This is a genomic window from Pseudomonas trutticola BRTCR10, from assembly GCF_056155105.1.
On record NZ_CM149552.1, the window covers coordinates 5,589,714 to 5,603,076 of the forward strand.

At 59.1% G+C, this 13,363-nt stretch carries 10 protein-coding genes; 8 read left to right on the forward strand and 2 right to left on the reverse strand.

All coding sequences use genetic code 11. The features are described from left to right. Positions 1-39: 39 nt before the first annotated feature. The 7 genes from panD (at position 40) to ACVVH8_RS25385 (ending at position 10,072) form a co-directional block, all read left to right on the forward strand. Complete coding sequence (gene panD / locus ACVVH8_RS25355; RefSeq protein ID WP_003228271.1) at positions 40-420, forward strand: aspartate 1-decarboxylase; 381 nt, start codon at positions 40-42, stop codon at positions 418-420. A 229-nt stretch (positions 421-649) separates the two neighbouring features. After that, positions 650-2,314: a glucose-6-phosphate isomerase gene (gene pgi / locus ACVVH8_RS25360; protein ID WP_103306545.1), complete on the forward strand. Its 1,665-nt coding sequence runs from the start codon at positions 650-652 to the stop codon at positions 2,312-2,314. A 266-nt stretch (positions 2,315-2,580) separates the two neighbouring features. Continuing rightward, positions 2,581-4,518 (forward strand): acetate--CoA ligase, encoded by a 1,938-nt coding sequence (gene acs, locus ACVVH8_RS25365; RefSeq protein ID WP_475226960.1) that lies wholly within the window; start codon positions 2,581-2,583, stop codon positions 4,516-4,518. 49 nt (positions 4,519-4,567) lie between these two features. After that, a complete protein-coding gene (locus tag ACVVH8_RS25370; protein ID WP_213026612.1) occupies positions 4,568-5,440 on the forward strand; it encodes an oxygenase MpaB family protein in 873 nt (290 codons plus the stop codon). A gap of 148 nt (positions 5,441-5,588) precedes the next feature. Then, positions 5,589-6,605, forward strand: a complete 1,017-nt coding sequence (locus tag ACVVH8_RS25375) for a class I SAM-dependent rRNA methyltransferase (protein WP_103306541.1) — start codon at positions 5,589-5,591, stop codon at positions 6,603-6,605. A gap of 219 nt (positions 6,606-6,824) precedes the next feature. Further along, positions 6,825-9,776: a DUF748 domain-containing protein gene (locus tag ACVVH8_RS25380; protein WP_475226962.1), complete on the forward strand. Its 2,952-nt coding sequence runs from the start codon at positions 6,825-6,827 to the stop codon at positions 9,774-9,776. After that, positions 9,776-10,072, forward strand: coding sequence for a DUF2845 domain-containing protein (locus ACVVH8_RS25385; RefSeq protein WP_103306539.1), 297 nt, complete (start codon positions 9,776-9,778; stop codon positions 10,070-10,072). The genes ACVVH8_RS25380 and ACVVH8_RS25385 overlap by 1 nt, the downstream gene beginning before the upstream one ends. Positions 10,073-10,336: 264 nt before the next feature. Here ACVVH8_RS25385 and ACVVH8_RS25390 read toward each other — a convergent pair whose 3' ends face one another. Both ACVVH8_RS25390 and ACVVH8_RS25395 read right to left on the reverse strand, forming a co-directional pair. Beyond that, entirely contained in the window at positions 10,337-10,693 is a 357-nt protein-coding gene (locus ACVVH8_RS25390; RefSeq protein WP_103306538.1) for a BON domain-containing protein, read from the reverse strand. A 298-nt stretch (positions 10,694-10,991) separates the two neighbouring features. Then, positions 10,992-11,435: a pilin gene (locus ACVVH8_RS25395; protein WP_103306537.1), complete on the reverse strand. Its 444-nt coding sequence runs from the start codon at positions 11,433-11,435 to the stop codon at positions 10,992-10,994. Between the two features lie 226 nt (positions 11,436-11,661). On the opposite strand from ACVVH8_RS25395, the gene pilB reads away from it, so the two are divergent. Continuing rightward, positions 11,662-13,362: a type IV-A pilus assembly ATPase PilB gene (gene pilB / locus ACVVH8_RS25400; protein ID WP_315446326.1), complete on the forward strand. Its 1,701-nt coding sequence runs from the start codon at positions 11,662-11,664 to the stop codon at positions 13,360-13,362. The last annotated feature ends 1 nt before the right edge of the window (position 13,363 follow it).

Genomic DNA, 13,363 nt, shown 5'->3' on the forward strand with positions numbered 1-13,363 from the left:
CACACTGCCCGCCGTTCGATTCCAACCCGGGAAACCCTCATGCACGCCATCATGCTCAAGGCCAAACTGCACCGCGCCGAAGTCACTCACGCCGTGCTCGATTACGAAGGTTCGTGCGCCATTGATGGGGAGTGGCTGGACCTGTCCGGCATCCGTGAGTACGAGCAGATCCAGATTTATAACGTCGACAATGGCGAGCGCTTCACCACTTACGCCATCCGTGGCGAAGAAGGTTCACGCATGATCTCGGTCAATGGTGCCGCCGCGCACAAGGCCAAGGTCGGCGACCGGGTGATCATTTGCGCTTACGCCCATTACAGCGAAGCGGAACTGCTGAATTTCAAGCCGCGCATGCTCTACATGGCACCTGGCAATGAGCTGAGCCATACCAGCAACGCCATCCCGGTTCAGGTCGCCTGAGCCGCTGAGCATCCAGCTCACCTTCCGTTGGTCGGCCCGTTCCCGGTATCAATGTTAAAAAAGTACAGGGAACGGGTCAGACAAAGTCAAGACAGAACGCAGCGCGAGGTTTACTGTATTCGCCCTGTGTCCAGAAACCGAGGCGACACAGTTGACCCATGCCCAATCATGGCGTGCTGGTCTGTACCGTGTTCAAAAGGCCGTTCAAGTAAAAAGGAAAACCGCAGCGATGGCGTACTACCGCACTCCTCACGACGTTACCGCTCTGCCTGCCTGGCAAGCGTTGAAAGATCACCGCCAAGCCATGCAGGATTTCAGCATGCGCGAAGCCTTCAACGCCGATCCGCAGCGCTTCAATCAGTTCACCCTCAGCAGCTGCGGGCTGTTTCTCGATTATTCGAAGAATTTGATCAACGCCGAGACCCGCAATCTGCTGGTGGGTCTGGCTAACGAAGTCGATTTGAAAGGCGCGATCAAAGCGCTGTTCGACGGCGAAATCGTCAACGCCTCCGAAGGTCGCCCGGCGCTGCACACCGCCCTGCGCCGCCCGGTCGGCGACAAGCTGTCGGTCAACGGCGTCAACGTGATGCCGGAAGTGCATAAAGTGTTGAACCAGATCACCGATCTGGTCGGCCGCATCCACGACGGTCTGTGGCGTGGTTACACCGAGAAGCCGATCACTGACGTGGTCAACATCGGCATCGGTGGCTCGTTCCTCGGCCCTGAGCTGGTGTCAGAAGCACTGCTGTCGTACGCGCAGAAAGGCGTGCGTTGCCACTATCTGGCGAACATCGACGGCAGCGAGTTCCACGAGCTGACGCAAAAACTGCGCGCCGAAACCACGCTGTTCATCGTTTCGTCGAAGTCGTTCAATACCCTCGAAACCCTGAAGAACGCTCAAGCCGCACGCGCCTGGTACCTGGCTCAGGGCGGCTCGGAAGCCGAGCTGTATCGTCACTTCATCGCCGTGTCGAGCAACAATGCGGCAGCCATCGCCTTCGGTATCCGCGAAGAAAACATCTTCCCGATGTGGGACTGGGTAGGCGGCCGTTACTCGCTGTGGTCGGCCATCGGTCTGCCAATTGCTCTGGCCATCGGCATGTCCAACTTCAAGGAACTGCTGTCCGGTGCCTACACCATGGACCAGCATTTCCAGACCGCGCCGTTCGAACAGAACATGCCAGTGCTGCTGGCGCTGCTCGGTGTCTGGTACGGCAATTTCTGGGGTGCGCAAAGCCACGCGATCCTGCCGTACGACCACTACCTGCGCAACATCACCAAACACTTGCAGCAGTTGGATATGGAATCCAACGGCAAGAGCGTGCGTCAGGACGGCACCTCGGTGTCGACCGATACCGGTCCGGTGATCTGGGGCGGTGTCGGCTGCAATGGTCAGCACGCTTACCACCAGTTGCTGCACCAAGGCACCCAACTGATCCCGGCCGACTTCATTGTGCCGATCGTCAGCTTCAACCCGGTGTCCGACCACCATCAGTGGTTGTACGCCAACTGCCTGTCGCAGAGTCAGGCGCTGATGCTCGGCAAGACCCTGCCGGAAGCCGAGCAGGAACTGCGCGACAAAGGCATGAGCGAAGAGCAGGTGCACAAACTCGCACCGCACAAGGTGATCCCGGGCAACCGTCCGAGCAACACCCTTGTGGTTGAGCGCATCAGCCCACGCCGTCTTGGCGCGCTGGTGGCCATGTATGAACACAAAGTGTTCGTGCAAAGCGTGGTCTGGGGCATCAATGCCTTCGACCAATGGGGCGTGGAGTTGGGCAAAGAGCTGGGCAAAGGCGTTTACAACCGTCTGGTCGGCAGCGATGAAACCACTGCTGATGATCCGTCCACCCAAGGCCTGATCAACTACTTCCGCGGCCGTCACCGCGGGTAATTGGATGTCTCTGCCCACAGGATTTGGCCCAACCCAAATCCTGTGGGCAATCAAAATCCCTTGTAGGAGTGAGCCTGCTCGCGATCGCGGTGTATCAGTCAGCATTGATGTTGAATGACACACTGCTATCGCGAGCAGGCTCACTCCTACAGTTGTTTTGGGGTGCATTCGAAATCAGCTTCAGTCATCGGATTCCGAATCCGGCTTGAACCTGTCGACCGCTCGGCGCATCTTTATTCTTCGCACAACAAGAATAAGGAACCGTCATGTTCGATATCAGCACGTTCCCCAAAGCCGATGCCGTCCGCCGGGCTGCTCAGTTGAGTCAGGACGACTACCGACGCCTGTACCGCGAATCCATTGAACACCCCAGCACTTTCTGGGCCGAACAGGCCACGCGCTTCCTCGACTGGAGCACGCCATGGCAGACCGTCCAGCGCTACGACCTGAAAACCGGTGAAGCGGTCTGGTTTGCCGGCGGCCAGCTCAACGTCAGTTACAACTGCATCGACCGCCACCTCGAACAACGCGGCGATCAGACCGCCCTGCTCTGGGAGGGCGATGACCCGGCCGAATCGGCGCAAATCACCTACCGAAAACTCCACCATCACGTCTGCCGACTGGCCAACGTGCTGAAAAGCCGTGGCGTGAAGAAAGGCGACCGGGTGTGCATCTACATGCCGATGATCCCCGAGGCCGCTTACGCCATGCTCGCCTGCGCGCGGATCGGCGCGATCCATTCGGTGGTGTTCGGTGGTTTCTCCCCGGATTCACTGCGTGACCGCATCCTCGATGCCGACTGCCGCACCGTGATCACCGCCGACGAAGGCGTGCGCGGCGGCAAGTTCGTACCGCTGAAAAGCAATGTCGACAAAGCCCTGCAAAGTTGCCCGGACGTCAGCACCGTGGTGGTGGTCGAGCGCAGTCAAGGCAAAGTCGACTGGGTCGAAGGCCGCGACCTCTGGTATCACCAGGCCGTGCGCGATGTCAGCGATGATTGCCCACCAGAGCCGATGGACGCCGAAGACCCGCTGTTCATCCTCTACACCTCCGGCAGCACCGGCAAACCCAAAGGGGTTTTGCACACCACCGGCGGCTACCTGCTGCAAGCAGCGATGACCTTCAAATACGTGCTCGATTACCGCGACGGCGAAGTGTTCTGGTGTACCGCCGATGTCGGCTGGGTCACCGGCCACAGCTACATCGTCTATGGCCCGCTGGCCAATGGCGCGACCACATTGATGTTCGAAGGCGTGCCGAGCTATCCGAGCAGCTCGCGATTCTGGCAGGTGATCGACAAACACAAGGTCAACATTTTCTACACCGCCCCCACCGCCTTGCGCGCGCTGATGCGCGAAGGTGCCGAACCGTTGAAGGAAACGTCGCGCGCCAGCCTCAGATTACTCGGCAGCGTCGGTGAGCCGATCAACCCGGAAGCGTGGGAATGGTATTTCAACGTGGTCGGCGAACAGCGCTGCCCCATCGTCGATACTTGGTGGCAGACCGAGACCGGCGGCATCATGCTCAGCCCGCTGGTCAGCGCACAAAGGATCAAACCGGGTTGCGCCACCCAACCGATGTTTGGCGTGCAGCCTGTGCTGCTTGATGAACACGGCAAGGAAATCAAAGGTGCCGGCAGCGGCGTGCTAGCGATCAAATCCAGCTGGCCGGCACAGATTCGCAGTGTGTACGGCGACCCGCAACGAATGGTCGACACCTATTTCAAACCTTATCCCGGCTACTACTTCACCGGTGATGGCGCGCGGCGCGATGAGGACGGCGATTACTGGATCACCGGGCGTATCGACGACGTGATCAACGTTTCCGGGCATCGCATCGGCACGGCCGAGGTGGAAAGCGCGCTGGTGCTGCACGACAGCATCGCCGAAGCCGCCGTGGTCGGTTATCCACACGACGTCAAAGGCCAGGGCATCTACGCCTTTGTCACACCAATGAACGGTGCCGAACCGAATGACGAATTGAAGAAAGAATTGCTCGCCCACGTCAGCAAGGAAATCGGCAGCTTCGCCAAACCGGACCTGATCCAGTGGGCCCCGGCCTTGCCGAAAACCCGTTCAGGCAAGATCATGCGCCGCATCTTGCGCAAGATTGCCTGCAATGAGCTCGACAGCCTTGGCGATACCTCGACCCTGGCCGATCCGAACGTGGTGCAGGGCCTGATCGACACGCGCCTCAATCAGTAACATCCGGGTGCGGCCAAACAGCCGCGCCCGCCCCTCATTAATGAGTGCCATGGAATTTATCCGCAGCCGTATCGAAAACCAGCTCATGAGCCTGACCGGTCTGTCCCTCGGTCAGCTCGACCTGGAAAACCCCAAGGGCGATCCCGGCCTGTTCGGCCCTGACTCGATCAGTTGGCAGGTGCACGGCGATTTCAGCAGCATGCTGATCGGTGGCATCAGCGCGTTGTTGCTGCAAGCCCTGCATCCGCTGGCGCTGGCCGGGGTCTGGGACCATTCGAATTTTCGTCAGGACATGCTCGGGCGCCTGCGCCGTACCAGCCAGTTTGTTTCCGGCACCACGTTCGGCTCGCGCCGCGACGCCGACTGGCTGATCGAGAAGGTTCGCACTATTCACCTGCAAGTGGTCGGCACCGCGCCCGACGGTCGGCCCTACGCGGCCAGCGATCCGGATCTGCTGACGTGGGTGCATGTGGCGGAAGTCAGCAACTTCCTTGCCGCGCATTTGCGTTATCGCAATCCGCAGTTGTCAGGGGCGGACCAGGATCGGTACTACGCGGAAATCGCCGTGGTCGCCGAGCGTCTGGGCGCACGCGATGTGCCGAAGTCTCGGCTAGCCGTGGCGGATTATCTGCAACGCATGCGCCCGCAGTTGCTGTGCGATGAACGCAGCCGGGAAGTCCTGCGCTTGTTGCTCGACGCGCCGGCACCGAGCGTTCTGGCGCGACCGTTTGGCGATTTGATGATGAAGGCTGGCATTGATCTGCTGCCGGACTGGGCCAGCGACATGCTCGAGGTCCGCCAGAGTTCGCTGCAACGCCAACTGATCCGCGCCAGCGTCAAACGCAGCGCGCCGATGCTGCGTTGGGCGATGCGCAATGGTTCGGTGCAGCGGGCCAAACGCCGAATGGGCTTGATCACCTGAAAGCATCGCGAGCAGGCTCACTCCTACAGGAGATTCGTATGCAACATATATCCCTTGCAGGAGTGAGCCTGCTCGCGATGGTAGCCACTCGATTGCCCGCCAAGCTGCTAAACTCCCGCGCCCCAATTCTCACCAGCAAGGCGCCCGCATGTCTTCCTTGAATCAGGCGCTGCGCGCCGCCCTCGATCAACGCCAGGACTTGCTTGCCGAACTGCACAGCCAGGGCACCGACTGCTATCGACTGTTCCACGGCAGTCAGGAAGGCGCTGGTGGTCTGACCATCGACCGCTATGGTCCGCAACTGCTGGTGCAAAGCTTTCACCAGACGCTGGAGCGTGACGATCTGCTGCAATTGCATGCCATCGTCAACCAGACTCTGGGTTTCGAAACCCTGCTGGTCTACAACGATCGTTCCCGTGGCAACTCGCGTATTGACCGTGAAGACACCGTCTACCGCGCCGACGACGCGGCGCTGGCCGATCTGGTCGGTCACGAATGGGGCCTCAACTACCGCGTACGCGGGCGCCATGCCGGGCAGGATCCGCTGCTGTTCCTTGACCTGCGCAACACCCGCGGCTGGGTCAAGGAGCACGCCAAGGGCAAATCCGTCCTCAACCTGTTTGCCTACACCTGTGGCGTTGGCCTCAGTGCGGCGGCCGGTGGCGCACGCGAGGTGTGTAACCTGGATTTTGCCGAAGGCAATCTGGCGGTCGGTCGCGAAAACGGTCAGCTCAATCCGCAACTGCCGGAGATGCAATTCATCCAGTCCGACTACTTCCCGGCAATCCGCCAGCTTGCCGGCCTGCCGATCAGTCAGCGACGCGGGCAGAAACTGCCGAGCTATCTACGCCTCGAACAGCGGCAATATGATCTGGTGTTGCTCGATCCGCCGGCCTGGGCCAAGAGTGCGTTCGGCACCGTAGATCTGCTGCGCGATTATCAGAGCCTGCTGAAACCGGCCTTGTTGACCACCGCTGACAACGGCGTGCTGATCTGCTGCAACAACTTGGCAAAAGTCAGCATGGATGACTGGCGTGAGCAGGTGCTGCGCTGCGCGGAGAAGGCCGGGCGCCCGGTGCGCGAATGGAGCGTGATGACCCCGGGCGCGGATTTCCCATCCATGGATCAACAACCGCCACTGAAAACCCTCATCCTCCAGCTCTGACCAAAAGCTGGCAACGGCGCACAACCTGTGGGAGCTGGCTTGCCAGCGATTGCGGTGGATCAGACGACATCCCTGTCGAATGAAATGCCCACATCGCTGGCAAGCCAGCTCCCACAGTGTTTTGCACTATCGGAGAAGAATCTGAACAATCCTGTGCCACGCCAGGTACTTCGGAACCAGAATCGCGTGCCATACTCCAAGGCACTCCGATTCAGACAGATGAAGCCGCACATGCCCAAAGGATTGATTCGCGCGATTGGCGCCCTGTTGACTGCTCTGGCCCTCTACAGCCTGCTGGGGTTTCTGATTTTGCCGGGCATCGCCCTGCGCATCGCCAACCAGCAACTGGCCAATTACGCCACGGTGCCTGCGCATTTGCAGCGCATCGAACTCAATCCGTTCAGCCTTGAAGTCACCTTATGGGGCCTGGTCATCGGCGAGCCGGGCAAGGAACAGATCGGTTTCGAACGCCTGTACGCCAACCTGCAACTCGACAGCCTGTGGACAAAAGCGCTGCACCTGTCCGATATCGAGCTGGAAAAATCCAAGACCGAAATTCTCTTTGCCAAAAACGGCCAGCTCAACCTGCTGGGTCTGTTCAAGCTGCCGGCCAGCGAACCGACCCCGGCCGCCCCTGACGCCAAACCGTTCCCGCTGCGTATCGACCGCATCAAACTGGCTGGCGGCGCTCTGCACTTTCAGGATGAGCGGCCCAGCGAACCGATCGAATTCCTTTACGACAAACTCGACTTCGAACTGAAAAACCTCAGCACCCTGCCCGAAGACAGCGCCGACATGACGTTGGTCGCCGCTGGCCCGGCCGGCGGGCAGATCGACTGGAAAGGCAACTTCAGCCTGATCCCTCTCTCTTCCGAAGGCACCCTGAAAATCACCGACGGGCAGATGAAGTCCTTCTGGCCTTATGTGCGCGACGCCGTGCCGCTGGTGCTGGAGAACGGCGTGGTCAGCCTCAGTACCGAGTACAAACTCAATCTGTCGAAAGAAACCGAACTGCTGCTGAACAATGTCGCGGTGAGCATCGCGCCGTTTGCGATCAAGGCACCGGACGGACGCCCACTGGCGAAGCTCGAACGCCTCGATATCAGTGAAACCACGGTCGATCTGGCCAAACAGCAAGTGGTGGTCGGCAAGATTCGCAGCCACAAACTGGAAACCTGGGCCGCTCTGGAAGCCGATGGTCAACTGGACTGGCAGAAACTCTTCGCCAGCCAACCGTCGAAACCCGCCGCCAAAGCCGCCGCCGAGCCGGCAAGCACACCGGCCGCCGCCGACTCGCCGAAAGCTGAACCGACCGCGCCGAGCAAGCCGTGGCAAGTGCTGCTTAAAGATGTGCAACTGCGCGACTACACCGTGCATGTGGCCGACCGCTCGGCCAATCCACCGGTAGCGCTGGATGTCGGCCCGCTGAACGCCGACCTGCAGGATTTCGACAGCCTCAACGGCTCGCCTTTCAAGGTCAAGCTCGACACCGGACTGGGCAAGCAAGGCAAGGTCATGGCCGACGGCGTGGTCAATCTCGCCCCCGTCACCGCCCAGCTCAACGTGAAAACCCAGGACATCGACCTGCGTGTCGCGCAGTCCTACATCAATCCGTTCATTCGCCTGGAACTGCGCAGCGGCATGCTCGGCAGTGATCTCAAGGTCAATCTCAAGAGCACCAATCCACTGGCGCTCAGCGTGACCGGCCGCGCTCAGGTCGATCAACTGCATACTCTCGACACCCTGAAGACCCGCGACTTCCTCAAGTGGCAGCAAGTGGTCGTGGAAGGCCTGAATTATCAGCACGGTGATAGCCTGTCGATCGACAAGGTCAACCTGTTCCAGCCGTATGTGCGCTTCATGATCAACGATGATCGCACCACCAATATCGACGACCTGCTGATTCCGCAACCAGCTGACAGCGGCACAAAAACCGCCGCGGCCAAACCGGCCAGCAAAGACAGACCGCTAGGCATCCACATCGGCGGCATTGCCATAAACGATGGTTCGGCCAACTTCGCCGACTTCAGCCTGACGCCGAACTTCGCCACCGCCGTGCAGCAACTCAACGGCCAGATTGGCACCATCGACAGTCGACAGGTGAAACCCGCCACTGTCGATATCAAGGGCAAGGTTGATCGCTATGCGCCAGTGACCATCAAGGGCGCGGTCAATCCATTCGACCCGATGGCCAGCCTCGATATCACCACCAGTTTCAAACGGGTCGAGTTGACCACGCTGACGCCCTACTCCGGCAAGTTCGCCGGTTACCGCATCCGCAAGGGCCGGCTCAACCTCGACCTGCATTACCTGATCACCAAGGGCCAGTTGAAAGCCGAGAACAAAGTGGTGGTCGAACAACTGCAACTCGGTGAAAAGGTCGACAGCCCGGATGCCGTGAGCCTGCCGCTGAAACTGGCGATTGCCTTGCTCAAGGACGTCGATGGCAAGATCTCCATCGAACTGCCGGTAACCGGCGACCTGAACAACCCGCAATTCAGCGTGATGCCGATTGTCTGGCAAACCCTGCGCAACCTGATCGTCAAAGCCGCGGCGGCGCCGTTCAAGCTGATTGGCGGGCTGGTCAGCGGTGGCGGTTCCGAAGACCTCGGCACCGTATCGTTCGCACCGGGTTCCAGCGAATTGAACAAGGATGCCGAGGCCGCACTGGTGAAACTGTCGCAAGCCCTCAAGGAACGTCCGGCCCTGCGCCTGGAAATCGAAGGCACTGCCGCAAAAAGCAGCGACGGCCCTTTGCTCGCCGAACAGCGTCTGGAACGTGAATACCAGTACAACTACTACAAGATGCTCCAGCGTCGCGGCGACAAGGTTCCCGCCCAGGCCTCCTTGCTGCAGGTACCAGACAGCGAAAAGGGTCCACTGCTGGAAGGCATCTACCGCACGCGTCTGAAAACCCAGCCACCGGCCGAATGGAAGGACTTGGGCAAGGAAGAACGCACGGCGAAAATGCGCGCAGGTGTGATCCAGTTCTGGAGTTCGAGCGATGTGTTGCTGCGGCAGTTGGGCCAGGACCGCGCCAGCAGCATCAAGGATTATCTGGTAGACAAGGGCCAACTGGCTGACGATCGCGTGTACTTCATCGATGCCAATCTTGGCGAAGCCGAAAGCGATGGTCGGGTGGTGACGCAAATGCACCTGGATGCCGAATGATGAAGGGTAAGTGGCTCGCCGCGATGGCGCTGACGCTCGTTGCCGGGCAGGCCTCAGCGTCCGATACCCTGCGCTGCGGCAGTCAATTGGTCAGCCTTGGCGACCGCGCCAGCGAGGTACTGCAGAAGTGCGGTGAACCGGTCAGCCGCGATGCACTGGGCTACAAGAGAAGCGCCAATCGTCGAGAAGAGTTTCAGGTCGAGGAATGGACCTACGGCCCGAACAACGGCATGTATCAATACCTGCGTTTTGAGGGCAACCGCCTGCGCGAGATCACCAGCAAGCGCGGTAACTGACCCGACACCCAAACCCATATGGGAGCGAGCCTGCTCGCGAATGCGTTGCGTCAGTCGACATCTTCGTCGGCTGACAGAGCACTTCGCGAGCAGGCTCGCTCCCACATTGTTTTTGCGTGCCAAATAAAACAGGCCCCGACACAAGTGCCGGGGCCTGTAATGGTCACATCCGTGTGACCGTTCGCATGAACTCTAAAGTTGCGGCAGACGTATTGCTCGGCCCGTCTGTCGCGCCTTCTCCCGGTCCAGGCGAGAAGTCATGCCTTACTCGGCTTTCAGGCCGTCAGCGGAGACCGCTTTGACGCCTTTGATTTTCTTGGTGATCGCTACAGCGGTGGCTTTCTGAGCGTCAGTTACAGCAACAGTCGACGACAGGGAAACGACGCCTTTGTTGGTTTCTACTTTGATGTCGGTGCCTGGGATGCCTTTTTCGGTGACCAGGTCGCTTTTCACTTTGGTAGTGATCCAGGTATCGGAAGTAGCTTCTTTAGCCTTGGTGACTTCGCCGGCGGCCAGGGTCATAGGAGCCTGGGTAGCCTGGGTGGATTGTGCAAATGCACCGGAAGCCATGGTCAGGGTCAGCGCGGTAGCAGCAGCGGCAGTGATAGCGAACTTCTTCATACGAGTAACTCCTGTTTTTCTGGAAAGTCTGCTGGATGTCTTGTCAGCAGGGTTACTGGAGATATTGCGAACGCTGTGCCAACTTTTCAAAACATATAAAATCGTTACAAATCAATATCTTACAAATAACGCAAATTTCCGGATTCATGCAAATTGCATGACATGTGCAAAATTCACATGCAAGTTGCGGTTTTTTGGAAAGTTCCTAAAGCGCTGAAATTATTGAAGCTTTTGTGAAGTGCTACGCAATGAAAAATGCCCCGCAAAGCGGGGCATTTGACGACACTAACCCGAATGATCAGGTACCACTGCCAGGGCAACCTTTAGGCGCGTAGTCGGCGTTTACCGTCGATGCACAGCTCCAGACGCCGGCCGTGTTACCCGTCGCACCGCCAGAGCGGGTCAGCGTGATGGTTTTGCCCAACACGGGAGCGGGCGCATTGGCCAATGTGCAAACGATGGTGCCTGCCCCCGAAGACGCAGTACCCGAAGCAGTCACCGTACCGCAGTTGGTCGTCACATAAGTTGCACTACCGGTTACCAGCGTCAGCGTCGGGTCGGTCCCTTGATTGATGGTGTCCTCGAACGGCACTTTCAGCGCGCTGATTTCCGCCAGCCCCGCCGTCACCTTCGACCGTGCCTGGTACTTGGTGTACTGCGGCAAGGCGATGGTCGCCAGAATCCCGATGATCGCCACCACGATCAGCAGTTCGATCAGAGTAAAACCTTGTTGTTTTTTCATAGACACGCTCCATGCATGAGTCGAAATCTCATGATCTGAGATGAGCTCAGCATAGCCCATGCCAAACCGGTCAACGCCCGGAAGACTGAGCGCGTCCTCGGGACGCCGCCATTTCCTACAACCTGCAACCGCACTATCTGACACTTTTTGTCACCTGCACCGAGGGTGTTTGGCGCTGTCACTTGACTAGGCTATAAGTCATGAACTGCAAGCGTGCGGAATCCCCATGAATGACATCGCTCTGAGCGGTCTGGCCAAGCAATTGGTGCAGGCCGAACTGCTTACGGAAAAAAGCGCCCAGCAAGCCTGGCAACAGGCCCAGCGCAATCGCCTGTCGCTGGTCAGTTATCTGGTGCAGAACAAACTGGTGAAGAGCTGGCAGGTGGCCGAGATCGCTTCGGAGCACTTCGGCATGGCTTTCATGGACCTTAATTGCCTGGACAAGGAAACCCAGCCCAAAGGCCTGGTCAGTGAAAAACTGGTGCGCCAGCACCACGCCCTGCCCTTGTGGCGACGCGGCAACAAACTGTTCGTGGGCATTTCCGACCCGAGCAATCATCAGGCGATCAATGACATCCAGTTCAGCACCGGGCTGAGCACCGAAGCCATTCTGGTGGAGGACGACAAGCTCACCGATGCCATCGAAAAGTTCTTCGACACCCACGCCAGCGGCCTCGAAGACATGGCCGACGTCGATCTCGATGGCGTTGATGTCGAATCCATCGACGACAGCAAGCAGGACGCCATCGGCGGACTCGACGCCGACGATGCGCCGGTGGTGCGCTTCGTTCACAAGATGCTGCTGGATGCGATCAAAAGCGGCTCCTCCGACCTGCACTTCGAACCCTACGAAAAGAACTACCGGGTGCGCGTACGCACCGACGGCATTCTGCGCGAAGTGGCCAAGCCGCCGATTCAACTGGCCGGGAGAATCGCCGCACGGTTGAAAGTCATGGCCAGCCTCGATATCTCGGAACGACGCAAACCCCAGGACGGGCGGATCAAGATGCGCCTGTCGAAGAGCAAGTCGATCGACTTCCGGGTCAACACCCTGCCGACCCTGTGGGGCGAAAAAGTGGTAATCCGGATCCTCGACCCGTCCAGTGCGCAGATCGGCATTGATGCGCTCGGCTACGAGCCGGCGCAGAAAGACCTGTACATGGCCGCACTCAAACAGCCACAAGGCATGATTCTGGTCACCGGCCCCACCGGCTCAGGCAAGACCGTGTCGCTGTACACCGGGCTTAACATTCTCAATACCGTCGACATCAACATCTCCACCGCCGAAGACCCTGTGGAGATAAATATGGAAGGCATCAACCAGGTCAACGTCAATCCCAAACAGGGGCTGGATTTCGCTCAGGCCCTGCGTTCATTTCTGCGTCAGGACCCGGACGTGATCATGGTCGGCGAGATCCGTGATCTGGAAACCGCCGAGATCGCCATTAAAGCCGCGCAAACCGGCCACCTTGTGCTTTCGACCCTGCATACCAACAGCGCGGCGGAAACCCTGACCCGCCTGCACAACATGGGTATCCCCGGCTTCAATATCGCCACCTCGGTCAGCCTGATCATCGCCCAGCGACTGGCGCGCAAGCTGTGCAGCCACTGCAAGAAAGCCATCGAGATTCCCCGCGAAACCCTGATCAAGGAAGGTTTCCCCGAGGAACGCATCGGCAGTTTCACGATCTACGAACCGGTCGGATGCGATCACTGCAACGGCGGCTACAAGGGGCGCGTGGGGATTTATGAAGTGGTGAAGAACACACCCGAACTGCAGCGACTGATCATGGCCGAAGGCAACTCGCTGGAAATCGATATCCAGATGCGTCGCGACGGTTTCGATGACCTGCGCACTTCCGGCCTGCACAAGGCGATGCAAGGCATCACCAGCCTGGAAGAAATCAACCGGGTCACCAAGGACTGAA